At 39.6% G+C, this 23702-nt stretch carries 14 protein-coding genes, 5 tRNA genes and 1 riboswitch; of the genes, 1 reads left to right on the top strand and 18 read right to left on the bottom strand.

Annotated elements, in window-relative coordinates; translation table 11 throughout:
• Position 1 precedes the first annotated feature (1 nt).
• The 14 genes from ligA to AXE77_RS01035 all read right to left on the bottom strand — a co-directional run bounded on the left by ligA (position 2) and on the right by AXE77_RS01035 (position 14500).
• Positions 2–2938 (bottom strand): NAD-dependent DNA ligase LigA, encoded by a 2937-nt coding sequence (gene ligA / locus AXE77_RS01110; protein WP_116711733.1) that lies wholly within the window; start codon positions 2936–2938, stop codon positions 2–4.
• Between the two features lie 91 nt (positions 2939–3029).
• Positions 3030–6341 (bottom strand): tetratricopeptide repeat protein, encoded by a 3312-nt coding sequence (locus AXE77_RS01105; protein ID WP_116711732.1) that lies wholly within the window; start codon positions 6339–6341, stop codon positions 3030–3032.
• Between the two features lie 300 nt (positions 6342–6641).
• A tRNA-Gly gene (locus AXE77_RS01100) sits at positions 6642–6717 on the bottom strand.
• Between the two features lie 155 nt (positions 6718–6872).
• Positions 6873–7640, bottom strand: a complete 768-nt coding sequence (locus AXE77_RS01095) for a thiazole synthase (RefSeq protein ID WP_116711731.1) — start codon at positions 7638–7640, stop codon at positions 6873–6875.
• Entirely contained in the window at positions 7630–8253 is a 624-nt protein-coding gene (gene thiF, locus AXE77_RS01090) for a sulfur carrier protein ThiS adenylyltransferase ThiF (RefSeq protein ID WP_116711730.1), read from the bottom strand. Before thiF ends, AXE77_RS01095 begins: the two co-directional genes overlap by 11 nt.
• Before the next feature lie 3 nt (positions 8254–8256).
• Positions 8257–8454 carry a sulfur carrier protein ThiS gene (gene thiS / locus AXE77_RS01085; protein ID WP_116711729.1) on the bottom strand — a complete coding sequence of 66 codons (198 nt, stop codon included), beginning with the start codon at positions 8452–8454 and terminating at the stop codon, positions 8257–8259.
• A gap of 51 nt (positions 8455–8505) precedes the next feature.
• Complete coding sequence (gene allB / locus AXE77_RS01080) at positions 8506–9882, bottom strand: allantoinase AllB (RefSeq protein ID WP_116711728.1); 1377 nt, start codon at positions 9880–9882, stop codon at positions 8506–8508.
• A 73-nt stretch (positions 9883–9955) separates the two neighbouring features.
• Positions 9956–11461 (bottom strand): allantoin permease, encoded by a 1506-nt coding sequence (allW, locus tag AXE77_RS01075; RefSeq protein ID WP_116711727.1) that lies wholly within the window; start codon positions 11459–11461, stop codon positions 9956–9958.
• 248 nt (positions 11462–11709) lie between these two features.
• On the bottom strand, positions 11710–12951 hold the full coding sequence (locus AXE77_RS01070) for a hydantoinase/carbamoylase family amidase (RefSeq protein ID WP_116711726.1): 1242 nt from the start codon (positions 12949–12951) through the stop codon (positions 11710–11712).
• A gap of 235 nt (positions 12952–13186) precedes the next feature.
• Positions 13187–13276, bottom strand: a riboswitch (TPP riboswitch).
• A gap of 175 nt (positions 13277–13451) precedes the next feature.
• A tRNA-Val gene (locus AXE77_RS01060) sits at positions 13452–13524 on the bottom strand.
• A 40-nt stretch (positions 13525–13564) separates the two neighbouring features.
• Positions 13565–13636, bottom strand: a tRNA-Val gene (locus AXE77_RS01055).
• 29 nt (positions 13637–13665) lie between these two features.
• Positions 13666–13736 (bottom strand) — tRNA-Cys (locus tag AXE77_RS01050).
• A gap of 28 nt (positions 13737–13764) precedes the next feature.
• Positions 13765–13837, bottom strand: a tRNA-Gly gene (locus AXE77_RS01045).
• A gap of 366 nt (positions 13838–14203) precedes the next feature.
• Entirely contained in the window at positions 14204–14500 is a 297-nt protein-coding gene (locus tag AXE77_RS01035; protein WP_116711723.1) for a hypothetical protein, read from the bottom strand.
• 609 nt (positions 14501–15109) lie between these two features.
• Here AXE77_RS01035 and AXE77_RS01025 point away from each other — a divergent pair.
• Positions 15110–16495: an ApeA N-terminal domain 1-containing protein gene (locus tag AXE77_RS01025; protein ID WP_116711722.1), complete on the top strand. Its 1386-nt coding sequence runs from the start codon at positions 15110–15112 to the stop codon at positions 16493–16495.
• Between the two features lie 55 nt (positions 16496–16550).
• Here AXE77_RS01025 and AXE77_RS01020 read toward each other — a convergent pair whose 3' ends face one another.
• The 4 genes from AXE77_RS01020 to AXE77_RS01005 form a co-directional block, all read right to left on the bottom strand.
• Positions 16551–16790: a DUF2513 domain-containing protein gene (locus AXE77_RS01020; RefSeq protein ID WP_276308802.1), complete on the bottom strand. Its 240-nt coding sequence runs from the start codon at positions 16788–16790 to the stop codon at positions 16551–16553.
• Positions 16791–16924: 134 nt separating this feature from the next.
• On the bottom strand, positions 16925–18118 hold the full coding sequence (locus AXE77_RS01015; RefSeq protein ID WP_116711720.1) for a protein kinase domain-containing protein: 1194 nt from the start codon (positions 18116–18118) through the stop codon (positions 16925–16927).
• Positions 18119–18182: 64 nt separating this feature from the next.
• On the bottom strand, positions 18183–22265 hold the full coding sequence (locus AXE77_RS01010; RefSeq protein ID WP_116711719.1) for a DEAD/DEAH box helicase family protein: 4083 nt from the start codon (positions 22263–22265) through the stop codon (positions 18183–18185).
• Positions 22243–23241: a restriction endonuclease subunit M gene (locus AXE77_RS01005; RefSeq protein WP_116711718.1), complete on the bottom strand. Its 999-nt coding sequence runs from the start codon at positions 23239–23241 to the stop codon at positions 22243–22245. Before AXE77_RS01005 ends, AXE77_RS01010 begins: the two co-directional genes overlap by 23 nt.
• Between the last annotated feature and the right edge of the window lie 461 nt (positions 23242–23702).

Raw genomic sequence — 23702 nt, 5'->3', positions numbered from 1 at the left:
GTTATGATTCCATTTCAGTAGCAAACTTAAAAGTAGCTTCGTCAGCACTGTGCAATGCAGTTTCTAGGCTGCCAGTTTCCAAAAGAATGTTGAATTGCTGTTCGTTAAGCATTGGAATGCCGAGCTCTTGCGCTTTTGTTGCTTTTGAGCCTGCATTCGCGCCTAAAATTACGCAATAGGTGTTGTTGCTTACGGAACCTGACGCTTTGCCGCCTCTGGAAATAATTGCTTCTTTGGCACTGTCTCTACTAAATTTTTGTAGCGATCCTGTCACCACTACGGTTTTGCCACTGAGGGTTTGCTGTAATGATGAGGATTCGATGTTGCCGACTACTCCAGCTTCTTTCCAAGATTTGAGTACTTCGCCACGCCAGTTGTCTTCCAGTTGGGCTTTTTGGAACCAGTCATAAACGGTTTGCGCTATCTCTGATCCCACGCCATCAATGTTGGTGAGTTCGTCTACTGTTGCGTGAGCAATGTTGTCAAGTGATTGGAATCGTGCCGCGATGAGTCTGGCTGTTGGAGGTCCTAGCCTGCGTATGGAAAGTGCTACGAGAACGCGCCATAGTGGTGCATTTTTGCCTTTTTGGGCGATTTCTTCGAGCATGCTTCGCGTAGTTTCTGAGGGTCTTGAGTAGGTTGGTGCTTTAATTGTTACAGTTTTGCCATCTTTTTTGACGCGCTTATCTGCAGTGCCGTTAACGTAAGCGTCTTTAGGCACGTGGAATTGCGGGTATTGTGGATTCCACTGTTCTTGATTTGGTTCTTGATTTGGTTCTTGCGTCGCGTTTTCGAGGAGTTTATTTTCATTGATATTGTTTTCGTCGCTTGCGTTTTCTGCATTTTCTGCATTATTTTCTTCAACGTATGTCGCCGTAAGAGTACGAGTCCAGAAAGCGTTTACTTGTCTCCATAAGCCGGAGCCGCCAACTTTTTTGGTACGTTTTCGCAACTTTCCGTTCTTGTCAATTTCTTCCCATTCTTCGACATGCGGTATTTCTTTCCACACTTTCACATCTCGCAAGTCGTCTGCAGTAATACTAAAAATTCCGGCTTCGCTTTTCAGCACAGGCTTTTGCGGTTCTGGAAGCGGTAAAATAGCTTGTGGAATATACGGCTTAGGGGTTTCGCCACGACGTGTGATTATTTTGTCAATGTCGTTGCAATAAACTTCAGCGGTAGTAGGCCTAGAATCTTCCGGATTAGTTAACGCTAAAGCTGCTGCTTCTCCCAAATTTTCAATGTCGAAAGCTTGCCTAGAAGCTAAGTTGATAATACGTTCGGTTAGTTGAGCTGGGCAATTTTCAACATTAGGGCAGCGAATATCTTTATCCCCTTCTTTTGCAGGAGCTAGTTTTGTGCCACACGAAGGGCAATATTCTGGCATTACGAACTTACGTAACTGGTTTTCTCGACCTTCGCGCGCTTTGAGAACTGGTCCAACTAATTCCGGGATTACGTCGCCTGCTTTACGAACTACTACTGTGTCACCGATAAGCACACCTTTATGTTCAACTTCGTAAGCGTTGTGAAGCGTAGTTCGGGAAATTGTAGAGCCTGCAACAGTTACTGGTTCAAGCACTGCTACCGGTGTGACTCGTCCTGTTCTTCCGACTTGAACAACAATATCTTTAAGAACGGTATTGACTTCCTCGGGAGGATATTTATACGCAATAGCCCAGCGCGGTGCGCGCGAAGTTGCGCCAAGTTGACGTTGCAATGCGCGATCATCAACCTTGACCACAATTCCATCCAAGGCGTGTAAAATATTTGCTCGATTCTCCCCATAATATTCAATCATGTCTTGAATTTCTGCAAAATTCGTTACTTCGCGAGTGTAAGGCGAAACGGGTACGCCCCATTGCTTGTACAGCTTATATGCATCAGATTGGTTAAAAGTTGTTTCACTGTGAGCATGGCTTGCGTTCGCATTCCAGCGAAGTTCGCCTAAGCCGTGAGCGAAAAAGCTCAATCGGCGAGTTGCAGTAATGCGAGGATCTTTTTGACGAAGCGAGCCTGCTGCCGCGTTTCTTGGGTTGGCAAAAGCTGTGCATCCAGCGTCTTCCTGTTCTTCGTTGAGTTTGCGAAAATCAGTCCACTTCATGAACACTTCGCCGCGAATTTCCACGAATTCAGGAATATCGTCGGGATTGTTTGCGTGAAGTTGCGTAGGTATTGCTTCGATTGTTCTCACGTTAAGTGAAATATCTTCGCCTGTTACGCCGTCGCCTCGAGTTAAACCTTGTTCAAGTGTGCCATTGCGATAGATAAGGTTTAATGCAAGCCCGTCAATTTTTACTTCGCATGTCATAGGAAGCGGTTTTGACTCAGGCCATTGTAAGTCTCGTAGAACACTGTCATACCAATCGTGCAATTCGTCCAGAGAAAATACGTCATCCAAGCTCATCATGCGAGAAGGGTGTTTTACAGAAGTGAAGTCATTGGAGAAAGTGCCACCTACGCGATGTGTTGGAGACTGAGGTGTGTCTAGCGTTGGGAAGGTAGATTCCAAAGCAATCAGCGTCCGCATGCGCGCATCATAGGCAGCATCGGAGCTGGTAGGCGAATCCTCTACATAATATGCGATTTGATCTGATTGCGTCCATGCAGCTAACTTTGCCCATAAATGAGCTGCTTGTTCTGTAGTAAGGGCCGCGGGTTGTAAACTTTCAAGAGCTAGAGCATCCGCATCGGTTGGCTCGAGCTGAGCAATCCAGGAATCTGCGTCCGTAGTAGAGTTCCAAACGTGAGCTTCAGAGTGTGATTCGCTGCCAATTTTATGATTCTGAAGCTGATTATTGCTGGTTGTAGTCTTCGTTTGAGATTGCTCTTGAGTAGGTTCTTGCTGGTCCTCATGAGTTACAGGTTGATTATCAAAATCGTCAAAAAGCGTCCATTGCGTACTTTGTGATGCTGTATCATCGTGAGCTGCACTCATGAAAATCCCCTTTCAACTCGATATGTTTTACACGTTTGTGACGTTTATGAAGTTATTATGAAGTTTATGATTATGAAATTTACGTAGCTTTTTATGCGTTAAGTGAACGCAAAAATTGCGATTGCACTGCACCTTCCCAATCTTCCGATAGTGTCATACGAATATGTGCTACGCATAATGTTCGAGCAATCACAAACATACCATCGTCAACAGTAAGCTTCGCAGCCTTACCAATAATATGATTTGCCTCAATATTTGGCCAGACAGGAATATCCTCTTGCTGAAAAATCTGCCGCACTTCGTCCATATTACGTGGAGCTTTATAGCATTGCGACTGCATTCTGGACAATAATTCTTCTAACTCCACGCTTAAAGGCTCAATTCGCCCCGGAGCTAAATAGTCTGCCATACGGTAAGCTCCGGCAGCTAAAGCAAAACGATCTTGCATCCACGCAGCATACGCGAGCCTGTAATAGGCAAATGCGGCATCGTCTTTATCAAACGACACGCGTAAAGCGTTTAAGCAGGCAGCAATAGCTGAGGTCCAATCCTCCTGCTGGCACAATGCCGCCGCGAGTCTCAAATGCGAAAGAGCATAGGTTGGAGCGTAGGAAACCATGGTGTTCAAATGCTTAAGTGCTGCATCGTTTTGGTGTAATTGTGAAAGTAAATCCGCAATTTCCATGTGTGCGTAGAACAGCCCGTCTGGAATAAGTAAAGTGTGCTCGTCTTGAGTTGCAAACAGACGGTTGTACACTACTCTCTCAGCGTAAGAATTAAAGTAGCGAGGGACAGTATTGCCTACAGAAAACATGGCGTCGAAACGAGCAATATTTTCCTCGTAATCTTCAATCGCTTGTTTAAGATCGCCTTCCATAAATTGTTCGTGTGCTCGTATGCGCATTGAGTGAATGTCTTGCGAAACGGTGAAGGAAAGCTCTGGTATTGGTGCTTCATCGATAAGTGCTTTTGTAACGTCGTCCGCTCGTTTGCTCAGCTCAGGGTCGCCAATACTATCAATAATACGCATGGCTTCCCTAGCTTTTTCAGCTGTTGTCGGGATTGGTTCAGAAGCAATATGATGAAAATCAGTAACTGCCTGCTGTAGTAAGTCTTCTCTTTGAATTGAAAGACCTTGAGAATAGTAGGTTCCTAAAATTTCTTCTTGATTATTGTCAAAAATAGTATCGGAAAATTCGGGTTCTTCTTGAGCGCCGTGAGGGGCAAAACACGAATCGTGCAAGTCAAACGATGGCTCAATGGTTTCAAGAGTATTGTTTTCTTTCACGCGCAAAACGGCATGCGACTGACGATAAAATTCTATAGGATTTTGCAATCCGTGCGCGCGAATATGTTTTATAAAAGATTCGCGTTCAAAAGTTACCGTTACTAACGTTCGTATTTCTGGAGGTTCGCTAAATGCGGATAGAGGATTGCCGTCGGTACTGCCAGTAGCATTATTGGCGTCATCGTCTGTGATTTCAACAGTGACACTATCTTCAGCATCGCCGGCATCTGTTGCTACTGCTTTAGTAATATCCGCAGTATGAGCATCGACTAGTGATTGTGCGGCATCAATAACATCGGCAAGAGGCAGATGTTGTAAATCCTGAAGTTGAGCAGGATCTCCATGAACGTCTCCATCTTTTGGTTCGCCTTTTGACGGAGTAACACTACCGTTCATATTGCGTAACGCTCTTAGCGTGCGATTGAGTAGCGTGCTAATAGCGCTATCTTGAGCAGCAACCATTTCCTCAAGGCCGATGGAATCGAGTCGAATTGACACGTGCTGTATTTGTTCGTTAATACCAAATGCGAGAGTTGCAAGCATTATGCCAAGTCGAAGATTATAATCTGTGGCCACGCGCGATTTCTCGCTGTTATTAAGCTTGTTCCAGGTGTTTGATACGGCATCATAAGTGCATGATGGCATCAAAGATGTGCCTGTTGCGGTAAAAGCGATGGCAACTTTCCCATCGTTAAGATGCGAACGAAAGTCGGCGTCGAAACGGAAGGGTAAATATAAGCTGCGAATAAGTTCGGCAAGAGATTGACGATACTGCCACTCTCCTGCTTTAGTTTGTTTTAGATAAGAAGCAGACTGTTGGCATTTGCGCGCTTTACGCCACAAGTGCATCAGTGGACGTATGTTGTCATCTTGCAAAGGGTTGCCAAAACTTTGCATTCCTAAAGCTTCGCTAGCAATAAAAGCAGGATCTTCAATAATTGCGTTATCAATAGCAGCAATGCGCTCGCAAGTTACGTTATCTTCTGTAGTTTTCCCACCTTGTGAAGCGTTCGATTGCAAGCACCGATAGACTGCCTGTAGACGATTGAGAGCGCCTTCAATACGTAGTACTTTTAGCGCTGCGGCAGGCTCAAGCGAGTCATCCCAAATAAGATAGTGTGCTGAAGTTCGTTGAGCTGACTGCAGGTGTAGTCTTTCTGCACCGTGAAATGCTTCAAGGCTTCGCGTTGGCTCTAATGCTCCAACGTCTTGCATAACGCGTTTGTAATACTCTTCCAAGCCGGAAACACGCAAGCCCCTGTCTATTGCTTTATCAATATCTGCTACGCTTCGACGAATAGCGCCAAGTGGGGCTTCATTTTGTAACCTACGCAAAACGTGACTGTACCCAAAGCCAACCAAAGTCTGATGCAAATCAGGTATGAAAAATGTTGCAAAAAATGCTGTGGCAATAGCGTCTTCATAAGAAAGATTACAGCGCAAAGCATCTGGTAATGATACTCGCGTGCCCTCAATCGTATACTTTTTACGTTTGCCTTGTAAGCAGCAAAGCCACGAGGCAACTTGGTGTAAGCCGTCATCTAAAGAAGCTTGCATAACTACATCGCCATAAACAGTAGGCGTAGTAGTAGGCGTAACAATAGGATTTTGTTTTTTACTTGGCGACGTTTGCGAATGTTGCGTATTTTGTCGTTGTATGCGCATCTTGCGTAATATGCTGTTGCATTTTTGCGTAAGACTTTGGGAATTTGGTATTGCCGTGGTGCCATAAAACCGAGTTTTATGGCGCAAATCGCAAGATCCTTGCTCAATTAACGATAGTTGCGGTAATCGTTCTATAGTTTCTGCAGGTGTTACTTTGTCTCCTGTGTAGACTCTGCCGTCTTCGTCAGCGATTGCAAGTTGACGAAAATACTTTCCATTCTCCTTACACAAACCTAACGCGATACCATAAAGTTTTCCCGGAATTTTGAACCAAGCTAGCTGAGTGTGTGCAGGTAATCCTGGAAAATCGTAGAAAATATGATGCTTAACAAACGCAGGGATAGAAGTAACATTTCCCTGCTCCCATAAGGAATCAATGGCGTCTGCCAATATTGACGTACAATCCTCCTTGGAAGGTGTCTGCTTGGTAGATTGCACGTCGTCAGCCATATTCCCCATTCTTTCAAGTCGGTGCTATTTTGCACAGTGTGCGCGTTTAACATTCAGCACAAAATGTTACGTGCTGCTCACACACATCACATTATAGTTCAGTATACAAAGTATATAAGCAGTATATAGGAAAAGTATGCTTCACGCATGGATGTTGCCGAATTGCAAAAATTTATTGCAACTTTCCTATTGCGTTCGTTGTTGCGTTTGCTGCTGTATTCGTCACTATATTCGGCAATACATTTATAGTGCGCTGAGTTGGGAAAAATATAATTTTGAAAAACAAACTGTAATAAAAAATGGAGCGGACAACGGGACTCGAACCCGCGGTCTCAACCTTGGCAAGGTTGCGCTTTACCAACTAAGCTATGTCCGCAAACAAATGAACAGTTTAGCTCATTCTTCTAATAAGTGCAAGTTGGGTATGTCGTAAGCCTTGCAGATATCCAACCGACTTCTGCAAGGCTTACTTAATATTGTGCAAAGCCTTTTTTACTGTGCACTTTGGTACTTAGTATATTTGTTTATACGTTACTTATTTTCGTCGTCGCGCTTTGGAGAAGACGGTGTTGCAGCTTTTTCAAGCACACGACCAGGGCCTGCAAGATAAGCTGCACGGCCTGCTTCAATACCGAGCTTAAATGCCTTAGCCATAAGCACAATATCTTTTGCTGTAGCAACACCAGTGTTTGCCATTACTGCAGCAGCGCCCATTTCCATAGCTTCAGCAGCTTGGCTTGGTACGCCAATACCAGCGTCAACAATAACTGGAAGATCAATCTCATCAATAATAAGCTGAATGAACTTCTTCGTTTCCAAGCCCTTATTTGAACCGATTAAAGAGCCAAGAGGCATAATTGCTGAGGCGCCCGCGTCGCGCATAGCCTTAGCAAAGTACAAATCTGGGTACATATAAGGCAAAACAGTAAAGCCTTCGTCAGCCAAAATCTTCGTTGCCTGCAACGTAGCCTCATTGTTTGGAAGCAAATATTTGCGGTCAGGAATAATCTCAAGCTTAATGAAGTTGCCGCAACCCATTTCGCGAGCAATATGAGCCGTGTTCACCGCTTCCTCTACATTTACGCAGCCGCTAGTGTTTGGCAAAATAGTCACGCCTTCCGGAATATGCTTCAAAATTCCGGCAGCCTTCTCACTGTAGCGAATTGCTACAGTAATCATTTCAGCTTTAGCGCTGTTTACTGCTGCGTCAATCAGTTCTTCAGAATACTTTCCAGAACCCAAAATGTAGCGGGAAGTGAACTTCTTACCGCCTAATTCCAAATAATCTTCATTCTCCATAATTTCCTCCATTTTTTATCCATTTCAATGCTTCCAACGCTTCTAAACTGGCAATAACTGAAACGTAAGGCAAATATAAGCCTTCTTCAGGTGAAGACTTAAAATCTCCTACTAAACACACGTTACCTGCATGCTTAACAGATACATTCTTTACGTTTCCTAAACCAGACAAGCCGGAAGCAGTAATAATAAATTTATTTGTATGATTCATGAAATAGTCAAGAACCATGGATTTTGACTCTCGATTGTCAAACGCTTCAATAAACAAGTCGGAGCGTTCGGCAATCTCATCAAGGGATTCTGGCGTAATACGTTGCACAAAAGAATTTACCTTAACGTAAGGCAACGTTTCTTCAAGTCGGGCTTTAGTAGCTTCAACTTTATATTGTCCAACTTCACGTATCGTATAATTTTGACGGTTCAAATTTGAGTATTCAATCCTGTCAAAATCGTACAAATACAAAGTGCCGACGCCAGCGCGTGCCAACATTAAAGCAATGTTAGAACCTAATCCGCCACAGCCAAGTATGCTAATACTTTGCTTAGCAAACAGATCACTATCTTCCGTACGTTGTCTTTGCAAGACTTTCGTGCGTATGTCATCGCTTTCCATATATCAGCCCCCTCCCATAATGCTAAACACTTCAATTTTTGTATTATCTTTAACAATAAAAGTGTCAAAATCATTACGATTAACTAGTTCGTTGTTAACCGTTACAGCAACAAAAGTAATGTCGTAGCCTTCGCGTTTCAGTAACTCAAGTAACGTTTCGTCTTCAACATATTCAACCATATCGTGGTTCAGTTTCAGCATGTTCCCTCCTTTCGGTACAGGATTATCATACTTTATGCAACGGTCTGCTATTTAGTTTTCGGCTTTGTGCAGAATAAACTTTCCCTTGAAATCTTTGGTAACGCCGTTTTCTTTGCTATAGATTTCTTCGCCGCGGAGCAAAGTTCTTACCACCTGGCAGCCAATAGTGCGGCCGACGTACGGGCTGAACTTGTTACGATACTCAAGATCTTCAGCTTTCAGCACATACGGAGCATTTGGCTTAATAAAGGCAAGATCTGCGTCGTAGCCTAAGCGAATGCTTCCCTTACCCTTCAAATCAAAACGCTCGGCAGAATTTCGAGAGTTCAATGCCACAAATTGCGTCAACGACATGCCGCGCTTTTGTACAGCTTCATCGAAGAATACATCCACGTCGTTTTGAACGCTTCCAATACCGCCCCAAGCTGTGAACGCGTCGTCAGTTTGCTTCAAGCTCAAAGGAGCTGGAGAGTGATCGGATACGATGAAGTTAATAGAGCCGTCGAAAACCTTTTTCCACAAGCCATTTTGATTTTCCTTATCGCGAATTGGTGGAGTGCACTTAGCAATATTGCCAATTTCGTCGAGTTCGGACGTGTCGAAATAAAGGTAATGGTTGCAAGTTTCGCAGCTCACATCTACGCCGTTTTTGCGAGCGTTAGCAACAGCTTGAGCACCTTCTGGAGAAGAAACGTGCACAATATGGATTCTGCAGCCGGTTTCCTTAGCAAAAATGCAAGCGCGTTCAATCGCTTCAACCTCAGTGAAAACAGGTCTGGTGGCCACAAATTCAGAAAGCTTGCGTGCTCCCATTTGATGAGCTTTCTTTCCAAGCTGGTCTGTAATAGGAGCGTTTTCGCAGTGCATAATCAAAATTTTGCCGGTTTTTGCAATCTGCTGCATGCCGGTGTAGAGGGAATAATCGTCGCAATTATACAAATCAACTTGCAAATCCTTGTCGCCAGTAGTGCCGAGGAACGCTTTGTAATTAACGACACCCTGCTTATCTTGCTCGCATATTCCGCCATTGAGGTTTTGTGGTTCCAAGCCACCAGTTTGACCAACATCAACCTTGAGCTTTCCGTCGGCTTCTTCAAGCACTGCTTCAAATGACTTTCTATCGGTAGTTGCAGGAATCTGATTGCAAGGCATCTGCAACATAGTAGTGATGCCGCCCTTTGCGCCTGCGGAAGTGGCAGTTACGAAACCTTCCCAATCGTCACGCACTCCGCCGCCAGGAGCATTAATATGAACGTGAGAGTCAACTTTTCCAGGAACAACTATTAAGCCGGTTGCGTCAATAGTTTTATCGGCTGTAAAGTTGCTTCCAAAAGCAGCGAACTTGCCGTCTTTAATTGCTATATCGGCTTTGGTGGCTTCATTATCGAATACCACTAAACCGTTAGTAATAACTACATCGTAGTTCATATTATTTCCTTTCTTTCGCCGTGGTTGGCTGAAAAATTTTATTAGTTTTGTGATTTGTCAATTTTTTAGTTCTTTAGTTCTTTGATTTTTCTGGTTTTGGTAATTTTGGCAGCGTTGGCAGTTTTGACAACAATATTTGCATTACGAAACCTGCTACGCATCCCACAATCCAAGAGATTTGTGTAAGAGGAGCAACAGCAGGAATAAGCTGTCCGGAAAGTGCAAATATGAGGCCAAAAATTGTGGCGATATAGGATTTCCAATTCGTGCCAGCGTAAGTAGATGTTACGCAAGTTGAATCTTTCGTATCGTAATACAATTGGTCAAGATCTATTTTGCAATGTTTCACAATGTAATAATCTGCAAGTAACACGCCTGCAATAGGTCCCAAAAGCATGCCGATAAGATTTAAGAAACCCGTAATATTTGCCATAAATTTCCAAGGCATCAAAACAGTACTTATTACCGCTGCCGCAATTACGCCGCGCTTATAATTCACAAATCGCGGAGCTAAAGCAGTTAGCTGGTATGCTGCGGGAACAATATTTCCAGTAGCGTTCGTGCATACGGTGGTGAGCAGTAGCAGGATTGTAGCTACGGCAATAGCGGCAAGATTATCCCACTTATTAATAATTACTAGCACGTCTGTAATCGTTTGCTTATAAATTATTGAGCCGCCTACCAGAATTACTACGCTGGTAAAAGCAAATAGTGCGTAGCTGAGCAGAAAACTAGCAATTTGGCCTTTAACTTGCGCAATAGTAGATTTCGCATTCTGCGTGAAATCAGCTATGGAAACAGCCGGCGCAGCCCATACTCCCAGTACGGAATTGACCACCATCATCATAAATAGTCCAAGACCGTAATGTGTTGGAGATTGAACTGCCGGATGGTACTGCATAATTGCCATAAGTCCGCCAGCTCCGCTTATCGCCCACGCGCTCATGCAACCAAAAACGACGTAAATAAGCGGGCTTAGTACGACAGTAAGCTTATTAAGCGCACCTCCGCCTCCCAAGCCGATAGCAAGATTCAGCAACCAGAATAGGAGAAAAGCGACAATAATAGGCATATTCTTGCCAACTAAAGGTATGTTGCTGCCAAAAGTTAGGAATCCTGGCCAAATTTTACCGACGAGAATTTCTAAAGCCTTCGCACCAATATACGTTTGTATGCCATACCAGCAGATTGCGGCTACAACTCCCCTAAGAAATCCCGGTAATTGAGCACCGGACTTCCCGTACGTTGCGCGCAAGTGCATGGAAAACGGTATGCCATACTTAGAGCCCACTACACCGTTTGCGGCCATCACGATTGCCGTAAGAACAGCTCCGAGCATAATGCCGAGCATTATTAGCATTGGCGAGTAACCCATGAGCAAAAACGCGCCCACTGCCGCATAATTTGGAATGTTGTGAACTGATTGCATCCATAATGTGCAGAAATTCAGCGCGCTCATATTGCGTTTTTTCTGCGGTTTCGGCAGCAAATCTTCGTTAGTATAGCCGCGCTCGCGATAACATTCCAATTGCTGAATGCTTACTGGTTCGTCTTGTAGCAGCGTTGTACTACTTTGCATGTGCACCTCCTTACTGTCTAGTAATGTCTTTAACTTTTGTACGTTTCGTATTTCTGTACGTTACGTACGTTTCTTGAAAGAAAGAATCGCAACTTTGCCCAAAAATAAAAAAAGATACGAAAGGATATCGTACCCGTGGTGGTGCGCCCCTTCGTATCAGCCTCTTATTAGTGAATAAGTGTTGTACTCTTCATTCGATATTTACTTTTCTTCACTACGATTCTGGTAGTAAAGTTCGCCTCTTATTTCTAATTTTCGTATGCCATACTGTGCAAGGCGTCGCGTAAGAGCTTTACGCCGTGAACAGCATCCTGAGGATCTGTGTATTCTTCAGGAGCGTGGCTAATACCGTCTTTAGAAGGGACGAAAATCATTCCGGACTTTACAAAAGGCGCAAAAATTTGCGTATCTTGACCAGCTCCAGAGTGCATTATTCTATATTCGTAACCGTTCTTTTCTGCTTGGTTGGTGAGTAGTTGAATAATATCGTTGTGCAAAGGTGTAGGATCGTCTGACATCCATTTATCAATTGTTGCCGTAATGCCATAAGACTCAGCAGTCTGGTGAATATCTTCATCAAGTTCTTGAAGGAATTGATCAAGAAAAGCTTTGTCAGTGTGACGGCAGTTCATTGAAAATGTGACTTCGCCTGGAACGATGTTTACCTGATTTGGAATCACGTTGATGCGGCCAAAGGTGAGTACGAGAGGGTCTCCCGCTTCTTTTGCTTTGTCAAGATTTTTGGCAACGATGTGAGACATGCAATCTACGGCATCGTGCCTGTAACGCATCATAGTTGTTCCAGCATGGTTTTGCACACCCTTAAGGTGAATATCCCAACGATGCTGACCTGCAATGCTAGTGATAATGCCGAGATCCTCATGATTGCTGTAAAGCGTTGGTCCTTGCTCAATATGAAGTTCGATCCACGCTTCAAGATTTGCAAATTGAGGCTCGGTAGTTTGATAGTTGAATCCAGCTTCGCGCATCGCGGTTTCAAAAGGAACGCCGTTGCTGTCACAAATATGCTCTACATCCTCTTTTTTAGCGAGTCCGAAAAAGTTTTTGGATCCCCAAAAAACGTAAGGGAAACGTGAACCTTCTTCTTCTGCTAAGCAAATAATGCGAAGACTTTTCTTTGGCTTTCCGTATCGAGTAAGCAAATTTTTCACTGCTAGGTAAGCTGCAACGATGCCGAGCTGGCCATCAAAACGACCGCCTCTTGAAACAGTGTCGATATGTGATCCACACGCTATTACGCTTTCAGGCTTTTCGCTTCCTTTAACAGTGGCAATTAAGTTACCTACAGAATCAAATTCCACGGTCATGCCAAGTTTTTCAAAACGTTGACGGAGAGCAAAAAGCGCCTGTTTCCAAGATTTAGTGTAAAGCGGGCGTGTAACTCCTGGCTCCCCTGGCTTTTCTGTGAATCCTGCGAGCCAACTTATAGCAGATTCGATATTTTCAGCACTAATGCTGCTATCTATCATTGCGCAGTTTTCCTCCTTAAGTGGTGCAGTATTTTTACCCAAAACTTTTACCCAAAGTGATATTGAGTAATATATTTCGTTTTGTATTTGTGTTTGTATTTGTGTTTGTATTTTGTTTTGTTTTTGTTTTGTTTTTGTTTTGTTTTTTTTTGTTTTTTTTTTTAGTAGATACTTGTGTAATTGCCGCCACTTTGCCGCAACTTACGATATCACGAAAATTCGTGATAGAAAGAAATCACTTACTGTAATTGCTCCCTACGCATGTCTTAACAAAACAGGTTCAAAGGGTGTTTCTCAACTGTTGCCAGTACCCCTGCAATTTTCACTTGTACGTGGATGAGTATAGCACGATATTAAACGAACGCAAAATGAACATCTTTATGTGTGTTTTTGTGAAAGAATGGGGTTATATGCCAAAGAATGGGGTTATGGGCCAAAGAATGGGTGATTGCTATTTAAAAACAAAAAAACGCAGTGCTACTAACACTGCGTGCCTATTGTGGGTGATATAGGAATCGAACCTATGACCCCTTCCGTGTGAAGGAAGTGCGCTAGCCGCTGCGCCAATCACCCAAAATCTTTTTAATTATGCGTGAAAGGCAATCCTTTCGAGTGGGCGATACAAGGTTCGAACTTGTGACCCCTTCCGTGTCAGGGAAGTGCGCTACCACTGCGCCAACCGCCCGGTTGTGTATTAAGCTTACCGCTTAATCGAGGTGGGTACGAGAGTCGAACTCATCTATACGGCTTTGCAGGCCGCTGCCTAACCGCTTGGCTAACCCACCGTAAGGTCGAATAACTCATCGGACCTAGAGCGGACAACGGGACTCGAACCCGCGGTCTCAACCTTGGCAAGGTTGCGCTTTACCAACTAAGCTATGTCCGCAATGCTTTCTCGCTAACTATGTCAGCGCCGAAGCACGAGTAACTACTATACCAGAAATATTCTCAAATGCAAGCCCTCGCCTATTTTGGCGTGTCGTTTGGTGGTGCTTTGGGGAATAACCACGCTTTTGCAATAGTTAATTTTCCTGTTTTCTATTATGCAAACGCAATTTAGTTTCGTATCTTCTATGGATAAACGTTTTTGAACAATAGTATTTATTGAATCCCTTGTTGCATTGGATATTCTAAAAAATAACGCTATAATGAACATAACGCGAGGGTCTCGCAGCTGCCGTTTACGTCAGATTTGTTAGTCGAGGGGTCCCTCGCAATTTTCATTTTAAGTATTTTTTTTTTAATATAAGATTTATTCATCTTCGTCGTAATTTGCAGAATGTTGACGACGTGGAATCCCTAGTTTATCTACCATTTCGTTATATAAATCAAGATAGTCATCGTCAATAAGATTGTATGCTTCAATAATAAGTTTGCGAGGAGTATTTTGATGTTCCCATGCAAAACTTAAGTAATCTGCTAATGCTTCATAAGGCTCTCCTGCGCATGTAGCATTATTAGCAGCTTCTTTGCAAAGTTTATCCATGTTAGGTTCAGCATAAGGACGGAGTTTTTCGGCCATGTCATAATAAATTTTCTGCATGTTCATCAGCTTTTCACTCCTTTCTTATTTTCCACAACTGGGAACGCTGTATTGACGCGCCAGCCTTTTTCTTTTTTGATAGACGCACTTCTAGGATAGCATCAGCTTATGAGGGAAAGACTCATATGATAGAATCGAAGTGAAAGCTAGGGCTCCTCTTACCCCTTAATCTCGTAATGAGTTGGTTTGAGGGTATGACTAGCTTTCGTATATTCCAACTGTTTTACAGTCTTTAATGATTCATGTGTTATAAGCCAAAAGTAAAGGAGCCCACGCAACGCCTAAGGTGAGCAAATCAACCGACGGTGTGAAGCCGACTTTCAACGCAGGAAGACTCCTTCCAGTGATGCTAGCAAATATTTCTTTATCGCACAACTTTGTTTGTGTTCGTATGCTTTGTATGTTAAATCTAATTTATAGAGTTTGCACGCAAGTGCATCAAAATTGTTGCGTTAAGGAAACAGTTTTGATACGTGCAGCCGCGATGCTTTCAAGATAAATTAGTTATTGTTGCATTGGTTTTCAGTAAAACACAAACAATAAATTGCGGTCATTTATATTTGTATACTAAAATATTCTCATTAAAAGTAGCAAGTTAGTTGGAGATTAAGATATATGGAAGATAAAAGACTTGATTTAACTAAACCAGTTCTTGGTTTTTTGAAAACAGAGAATAATGATTCCTCTGAAACTGTAGTTATGCTACATGATAACGGAATGAAATTTGAACTGTCTGTGTTATTCAAAGAACTTACTGGTCAAATTTATAGGTGGTTTTTAAGGGGAAGAGTTACACATATAAAATCTGCTGCAGGATATGAAACAATAAATAGATTGTCTGTACCTAATATTTTGCAAGTTTTATCTCCAAGAAATGCATATACGCTAGTCGGGTGTAGAGATGAAAAATTACTTACTAAGGAAAATTGTCAAATTGGAATTGGAACAATTACATGCGACTACATAATCGTTGGTTCAAATAAAAGACAATTCGAAAAAATAACTAATTTGAGGACGAGTTGTTCAAACCTATATGATTGGTTCACATTGGGAGGAATTAACGTTAATAAACTTTCTGATGATGGTGAAAGTATAAAAATTGATATTAAAAAATCTAGTAGCAAAGAGCTATGCAAAATAAATCCAATGCAAAATGAAAGCAATAAATCATCCATCAGTCTGTCGCTTGCTATTAATCAGCATGTAAGAAAATTATCAAAAAATAGCAGTATTGTTAGTTTTGAAGAAGAAGCATTTATTGAGACTCATAGTGAATCTGAATTGAATTGGGAGAAGCATATCTCAATTCATAATTGGATTTTAAATCTTATCTCTATATCTAAATTAGAGAGATGTGAATTCTCAAAAATGAAAGTAGGCGTGGAGAACAGTAATACTCGCAATGATTCAACAGTAAAATGGTTCACTGTTCTTCATCATTTAAATGCTGGCACACAAAACATTTATGAAAAGCACAATAAACAATTCTTGTTCGATTTTGACGATATTAATACTTGTGGAATAGAAAAATGGTTTGAACTATTGCAAAGACATGGAAGAGCGATGGGAATAATATCTAACATAGCAAAAGAACAAAATAATCTTTCAGTTGAATCTGTGAATATAATACTAGGCGTTGCGTTAGAAGATATTGGGTTGGGAATAATAAAAAGCAAAGGACAAAAAGATAGAATGAACAAGAACGGTGGATTGGCATGTTTTATGTGCGCATTATGCGCGATAAAAGACGAATTTGGCGAATATTTTCCAGTAGACTTCAAGGATTTTGATTGGTTAAAAGAAATGAATGATATTTATAAGAAAAATAAACATGCTGACGCTAACAAAAATATGGAAAAAACTCCAAAAGATTATGAAAAAATGTACAGAATTAATGTTTGCTTTATAAATATTATTAGATTATGGATTGGCAAGCAGCTTGGAGCTGATCTACAGACAATGCTTAAAAGACTTAATTCGAACATATTTAAATACAATTAAACGTCTATATAAAAACACGCATACTGAATCATTTTATCTTGCATAAATATTAATTTTATGCAAGATAAAATGATGAATAGAATAAAAAATAATTAAGATAAGCTAAGTTACTTTTCAGGTACAATTTAGCCAAACTAATGAGAATATCAAAAGTAATATTAATAATTTTATCCGAAAAATTATTTTTTATCTTTTCCCATATTTCGTTAGAGCTTATAGAATCAAGAAAGTCATTACCTTGCCAGGTTATGTCCATAACGTAAGCATCTACAACGCCAACTTCGCGTCCATCGATTACAATTATTTTGTAAACTCTCTAGACATTTTTTTAACACAGATATCATAAGCAATGCTTTAAAAGCGTACAAACTTCGGTGAATATATAGCAAACTGCAATAATTTAATGCATAATTAATTAATAATAAAGTTTTACCGGAAAATATTATATTCTCTAATTGCAGCAATAATCTCATCGACAGATTTATACCGTTTAGACTGTTCGCTAGACAATCCTTTATACACAAAATCTCGGAGATTTTCTTTTTTTATTTGTGAAGTATTTGTTTTACCTGTCAAAACATAATAAATTAACCTAGTTAATGCATAGGTTTCATGAATCATTTTATAATTTACAAAACCTTCAGTTATTAACTCAGTATCATTAAAACATCCCTTAAATTCTGTGTTCAAAGTTGTTAAATTGCTGTCTGGCACTTTTACCAATCCAAAGTCAGATACCTTGACGACAAATACATCATCATCATATTTTTTTAAAAGTATGTTTTTAGGACTTATATCTCTATGCAATAATCCTTTTGAGTGTATGTATTTAAAGGCTCTTAGGATTTGAATTACGATGGATTTTCTGTATTCCATAGTTAAACTAGAGTTGTTTTTATGGATATAATCAGCCAACGAGCAATCCATAAACTCCATAGTATACTCTTTGTTTTTATCATCGTATTTAAAAACTTCAACAATATATGGAGAATTTAGAGAGTGCATTTGAATAAATTCTTGTTTAAATCGTTCCACTTCCTTGTCTGTTAATTCATCAAGTGCTCTTTTCAATACAAACTTTCTATCATAGCCAGGGTCATAATAGGAAAATACTTTAGCGTATGAGCCCTCGCCTATTAGCTTTAAATCAGAATAACTTTGTTTACCAATGTGATTAAGACTGATTGAATCCCTTTTAATGAAAATAGGTTTCGTACAATACAAATTAACTTTATTCATATTCGAAGGTATTTCACTTCCATTTGTAGAGTTAAGGAAACCCTTAGCTTTTTCAATGAGATTTTTATAATAATCATCTATGTCAAAAGCTAAATCAGATTCTTCCAAATTTTGCTGCACTTCACATATAGTGTCTATTGCAAAAAGTAAATTTCTGCTTGATTCTGCCCAAAAATGAGCGGTGTCATTTTTAGTAGGCAATTTACTATTCATTTCTTTAAAATTAACTATAAGCAAATTGTGTAATGTAGAAAACATGATTTGCATTTTATTGTCATATACATCCTCATATAAATAAGCATATTTATCATTTATATATGACTTAATTTCTTGCAATTTATTTTCAATATAGCTGTCTACTATAGACACAGTTACCTCTTTCATTTACAGAATTCATTCAAAATTTTTTCAACAATGAAACCCAGCTTTCATCTAAGTTCGCAGCACACTATTCCATACGCTGTACTTTTTCTTCTATAAATGCAATTTCTTCATCATTAAGACCATACTTGCGGTAAAGTTGTCGATCGATATCATCGACAGATTTTGACCAGTCGATATCAGATGAGCTAGTGAAGTCTTGCATTGGTACATATTCCCACATTATTTTCGAATTATTTTGTGTTACTTTTTTCATTCCAAGCAGTGCTCTTACAAAACGAGTTTTAATATATTTTAAGCAAACTTCCGAAAGAGTTTTATCTTCAAATTCACCAATTGAAATAAAAGTTTCAGTAAAACCGACATTAGGATCTACTATTTGTGGTTTAGTTAAACGTTCTCCAAAGGAACCCTTTCCATCCGCTTTTGGAATTAAAATCTTATAGTATTCTAGATTCGAAACATACTTTACATATTTCCTTTTTATCCATCTGAAAACGCGAGAGTTGTCGCTTTTGCCAAGAATTTGGATGAAGTCTTCATCATCATTAGGTTTTTCTAAAAATAACGATGGCATTCTTTCAAAAGCACTAGGAGCAATGCGTGAATCTGATGTTTTTGAAAGTTCATCCGGATTTTCACGATATGCTATGTCAGAGTAACGATATATACCTCTGTTACATATTATCTTTGCAATACTAGAAAAATCATTGCATTTGCAAACTTTTTCTCTGATTGAATTTAATTGAGTATTTGGAGTAAAACATACTATTGGCTTGTATATCTTGTTATTATCACGAATAGTAATTGCTATTCCGCCTTTTATGTCAATGTTTGACTCAAAAACAGCATCGCTACTTTCCTCGTAACGAGCAACTTTAAAATGCGAATCATTAAGCCTTAATGAGTTCCATTTTAAATTTGTCTTTCCGGCATTAAATAAAAATCTTGCTGGCGTAATAAGACATGCTAGATCCGACATTTCATAAGATAAATCCATGAATTCTGGGTATATTGCAGAATCACTATTATTTTTACCAATTGAGGATTTCTGATACGGTGGATTTCCAACAACTGCTCCAAATTTCATTTTTTCACCCCCTTGAATTTTATCTTCTAGCGTAATTTTATCAAAATCTTTCTTCTGACTGAGAAGTTCAGTTATTCGATTATAGTCCACCTCCTCTTTATCGTTTTTAATATCGAGAAGGTCGTAACTTGTAAAATTCTTAGCAATACAAGCGGTATTCAGTCCAAGTATTTCGTAGAAATGTCTTGTGAACTCATAAGCAACGCTTGAAGTAGGAATAGCGTAGATACTGTTTCTTATTTCGTCAAGCGAAAAACCTAATGCCTGTAGACGTTTTACGAGCGCTACTGTATATTCGCCTGCCTTTGATGCAATATCAAGTAATTTTTCACCTGATTTAATGATATTGCGCAATTGGTCTTCGGAAAGCATCGCCACCATTTCATCAGCAATTTTTATTGGTGTAATAATTTCAGACGAAGACATACGGCTAAATTTAGCAAGTGAAGTTACAGCACGTTCAAGAGGATTCAAGCTTTCATCACTTGCAAGTGTTGAGATATTTTGAATTTTATAATCAAGTGCATTCAAATTAAAAGCATTGAGTACATCTCGCAAAATCTCGAGATCACCTGTATTGATACCTAGGTTTTTAGCGAGTCGATCATTTTTACCGTTATGCAATGTTTCTAAAATGTCATCTAATGACTTTACTGATTCTGGGCAAAGGAACGAGAAGAAGAGGATACGCTGATAATATGTGCGTATCCTGTTTTCTAAATCTTTGATTTCTTTATCATCAGTTATAGCGGTGAAAGATGGTTGTTTATGTGGCTCTATGTCCTCATTATGATCATCCAATGTTTCATCTGTATCATCATTAACATCAAAATCCTGGCCATCTGTTTCACTTGCATGGGCTTCCAGAGTTAAGCCTGTCTTAGATCCAAATGGATTTTGTGCTTCAATTACAGACCGCATATGCTCGTTATTTAGGATTGATAAATCTATCGGTAAATCTATTACCTCGTCGCTGATTGAACGAGAATTGTTGTAATGACTAACCTCTTTTAGGATATCAGTAGCTTGCACCTGTTCTAGGCGGTTATGATTCATTGTAATAACTGGCGATATACGAAGCTCGTCAGCAATACGCTTGTCAAGCAATGAATTACCATTCTTTTCAGTGTTAGCATTGTAAATTAAAGATTTTTGTTCCTGCATAGTAAAGAGACGATGTGGATCAAAATCTACGAGCAAAGTCTGCGGTTTTAGGCACTCTTTGATAACTTTTGTACCGTCGCTTAATTCACGAACATATTGATTTTGTAAGCGAAATATCGCTTGATCGTATTCTTGCGGACTAGATGTGTCTTTTAGATAAATCATCGTATCCCATTGTTCAACAGTTGATCCTGTTAACATGCGATTTACTGTTAAAGTAAGTGTCTTTTTACCTTCGGATTCTAATTTAGTTATTCTGGCTTTAATATCATTTGGAGTATTAAATGTATGTTTAGCATCCACTCCCGAAATATTCAGAATCTCATAATCCCCTAAATTCTTAAATTCAGATGTGTGGTCATTAATAAGTTTTTCCATTGCATCGCAAGAAGCACAATAAGGCAAAACCATTACAATATGCCTACACATTTGACCTTGCTTAATTTTATCGTAGTCTAAAAATCCTAAAAGCTTTGAGTCACTAGAAGTACCATCGATAATTTTTAGAAGGTCAAAAATTTCATCTTCATGTACAAATTTTTGATGCGCATTTGTTTTTGTGTCTTTCTTAATGGATTGCGGCTTAAAAAGAGCAGATAAAGCAAGACTTACACCATGCTTTTTCAGCTCATTCATTTTTTCTATAGTTCGCTTACTTGGGTGAAACGCGAAACGAATCATCTGAGGAAAACCAAAATAAGGGTTATCCCATTCCTCAACATCATCCTTATCTAAGTTTTCAGCATCCCAAGCTGCCTGTTCGCGAGCAATATCTGTAAATTGAACAAAAGAAATAATATCTTCTGGCTCAAATTCTGAGCCCATTAATATGCGATAAGGCGTACCAGAGAGATGCAATCGCACTTTAGCCTTTAATTCCTTGATTTGTTGATTTGCATCTTCAAAATCTATTTGATCATCTTCGTGTTTATCAAGAAACTTAATATTTTCTTTTAGGTCTTTTTTCTCGTCTGTTTGCACATTACGCAAAATCTCGCCATAACTTTGAGCGCGAGCGCCAAAATGTGTTTCATCAACAATTAATAAGTCAATTTTATTCTCAAAGACTTGTGCATGCTTTGCTTTAATTTCAGTGCCTTGTAAATCTTGCAGCGTTAGGAAAATGACTGCCGTTTCTCCTTTGTCATGAATATCTGAAATTGTATTATCGTTCTCTAATAATTCTTTTGAACTTAAAAAGTTATAGCCTTCAAAATTACCAGGCTGTTCTACGTTCTTCTTCCACTCTTCGCGAACGTCTGCTTTAGCAGAAACAATAAGCACAGTCTTTGCATTTATAGCTTTAGCGCATGCAAGCGATGTAAATGATTTACCAAATCGCATAACAGCATACATCAAAAGATTTGTACGACCTAAGTTTACAGCCCTTATAAAATTATCAACCGCTTCTTGTTGATTTGGGCGTAGTATCCACTTTGCACCTCGCTCATAGTGTACCGTAACAGCCAAGCGCTCATTGGAATCATAGTATGCATATTTATCACTATGTTCACCATATTTTTCACAAATATCGTTTATAGCTTCATCAATGTCAGAAGGAGTAGCATCTTTAAAAAATTCACGGCTATAGTAGAGATTCTTTTTAGGTAAATCTTGCGGTTTTAATCGTTCTTTACCGAGAGAAACTTCTAAGTAATGATGAACAGCGTGGTCACGAAAATAAACATCGTCAGTCACTGTTGCTGTATGTTCATATTCTTTCTTCAAATCTGGGAACTTGTGCTCCCATTCCTTTAATCGAATGCTGACAGGACGATAGGTATCTCCAACTTTTAGATAGTTGGGAATCGTGCCTGTTTGGAAAGCATAAATGTGAGGTGTAACTCTTCCAAAAATGATATTATCTAGCAATTCAAGATTGTCTACTTGCTTCATTGTTTTTCTCCTGTAAAAGTAAGTCATTAAATGTGTTGGTTTTATTAGTGAGCCAATCTTTTATTTGACAGGATGTTGAAGTTTGAGAATCTATATTTTTCTCGTTTTCTTCAAAATCAAATAAAGTTGGTTGTACGTTTTTTGGTGTCTCACTGCAATAAGGAGGGCATCCCGTAAGGCCATCCATTTGCCAGATGTTCCAGGAAATAATAGTTGCTATGCTTAAAAGTTCTGACTCTGTAGGTTTTCTATTAAGCGAATCACGCATATAATCAACATACGTTGCAAGAAGGTTTTCTCTTGCTAAAAGCAGACTATCTCCTTGATATTCGAAACCATATATAGACTCAAATGCACGTTTAGACCATTTGAGCCAATCTGTTTCATTATTAGTATTCTCTGTAACTATTCTAAGCTTGCGATCTAAAAGTCCAATACGTTGCTTAAGTGGAATTATTTCGCCAGTTGTTGCATCATAACGACTAACTAAATAAGGAGCTTCTCCACATGTTATTTCCATTCGCTGTTCATCTACATATGAGACCCAACTTTTAGAAGATTGATTTGGAAACTCAATTTTTTCCGTGGTAGAAATCCAGCTCTTGTCACTAGTACGATTAAAAACATTAGATCTACCAAACCATGCCTCATCAACCAAATTATTTTGTTCATTGCAAATCCAAGACGGTGTAAACACCTCAGCCTTATTTTTTGTTCGAGATGTTTGCAATTCGCGAGATTTTGATGTTCTAGGTGCAATCAGTCCTGAATATTTACCAGTAATTGAAGCAACGGTTATCTCGGAATTTGCTTGATGCATATGACCACAATCTTTATAATCATTTGTCGCCCAGCAAATATTGCGTTTTGTTGTATGATCTAACAATAAAGCAGAGAAAACTTTAGGATATTTCTCAGCCAATGTTTGCTCATCAACATTCTGCTCAAAAGTATAACCAGGAGTTGATTTACTCATTTACTCATTTCCTTAAACTTAACAACCATTTCAATAAGTCTTCAATTTTTAGTCAAACGAGGCAAATAATTTTGTTGACATATTCATATAATCAAACTCTTTTTTCTCTTAAACCTAGTAATCAAATTACCGCCGCAATGACTCTCCTCTTAAGTTATATATCACTTATACTTATTAAAGTGCATCTATATAATCTGCTTATAATTCTCATTCTTCCCCTATAAACACATATAAGCATCACATATCCCTACTCCGTATGAGAAGAATAATCAGATATATCTTCTCTTATTATATTTAACAATTATGACTGCAGCAACACAGTCATAAAATTCGTAAAAACATCAAAATTTGTACATACTCATACATGTGACAAGCTCACTTCACTATAGGAAGTGTTGATTGCTGTTGCATTTCTACTAAGAACTTATTAATTAGCTTTTTAAACACTATAGGGTACAATA

Source organism: Gardnerella massiliensis (assembly GCF_003408845.1).
Taxonomy (GTDB): Bacteria; Actinomycetota; Actinomycetes; order Actinomycetales; family Bifidobacteriaceae; genus Bifidobacterium; species Bifidobacterium vaginale_H.
Note: the sequence above shows the minus strand (reverse complement) of the source record. Positions and strands in the feature narration are given on the sequence as shown.

Bases quoted from the DNA above. Each gene is read 5' to 3' on its own strand.
- thiF (WP_116711730.1), bottom strand. From the start codon at position 8,253: ATGGAAAGCGATGACATACGCACGAAAGTCTTGCAAAGACAACGTACG.
- AXE77_RS01010 (WP_116711719.1), bottom strand. From the start codon at position 22,265: ATGAAGCAAGTAGACAATCTTGAATTGCTAGATAATATCATTTTTGGA.
- ligA (WP_116711733.1), bottom strand. From the start codon at position 2,938: ATGAGTGCAGCTCACGATGATACAGCATCACAAAGTACGCAATGGACG.
- AXE77_RS01015 (WP_116711720.1), bottom strand. From the start codon at position 18,118: ATGAAAGAGGTAACTGTGTCTATAGTAGACAGCTATATTGAAAATAAA.
- AXE77_RS01070 (WP_116711726.1), bottom strand. From the start codon at position 12,951: ATGATAGATAGCAGCATTAGTGCTGAAAATATCGAATCTGCTATAAGT.
- AXE77_RS01025 (WP_116711722.1), top strand. From the start codon at position 15,110: ATGGAAGATAAAAGACTTGATTTAACTAAACCAGTTCTTGGTTTTTTG.
- AXE77_RS01035 (WP_116711723.1), bottom strand. From the start codon at position 14,500: ATGAACATGCAGAAAATTTATTATGACATGGCCGAAAAACTCCGTCCT.
- allW (WP_116711727.1), bottom strand. From the start codon at position 11,461: ATGCAAAGTAGTACAACGCTGCTACAAGACGAACCAGTAAGCATTCAG.
- allB (WP_116711728.1), bottom strand. From the start codon at position 9,882: ATGAACTACGATGTAGTTATTACTAACGGTTTAGTGGTATTCGATAAT.
- AXE77_RS01105 (WP_116711732.1), bottom strand. From the start codon at position 6,341: ATGGCTGACGACGTGCAATCTACCAAGCAGACACCTTCCAAGGAGGAT.
- AXE77_RS01005 (WP_116711718.1), bottom strand. From the start codon at position 23,241: ATGAGTAAATCAACTCCTGGTTATACTTTTGAGCAGAATGTTGATGAG.
- thiS (WP_116711729.1), bottom strand. From the start codon at position 8,454: ATGCTGAAACTGAACCACGATATGGTTGAATATGTTGAAGACGAAACG.
- AXE77_RS01095 (WP_116711731.1), bottom strand. From the start codon at position 7,640: ATGGAGAATGAAGATTATTTGGAATTAGGCGGTAAGAAGTTCACTTCC.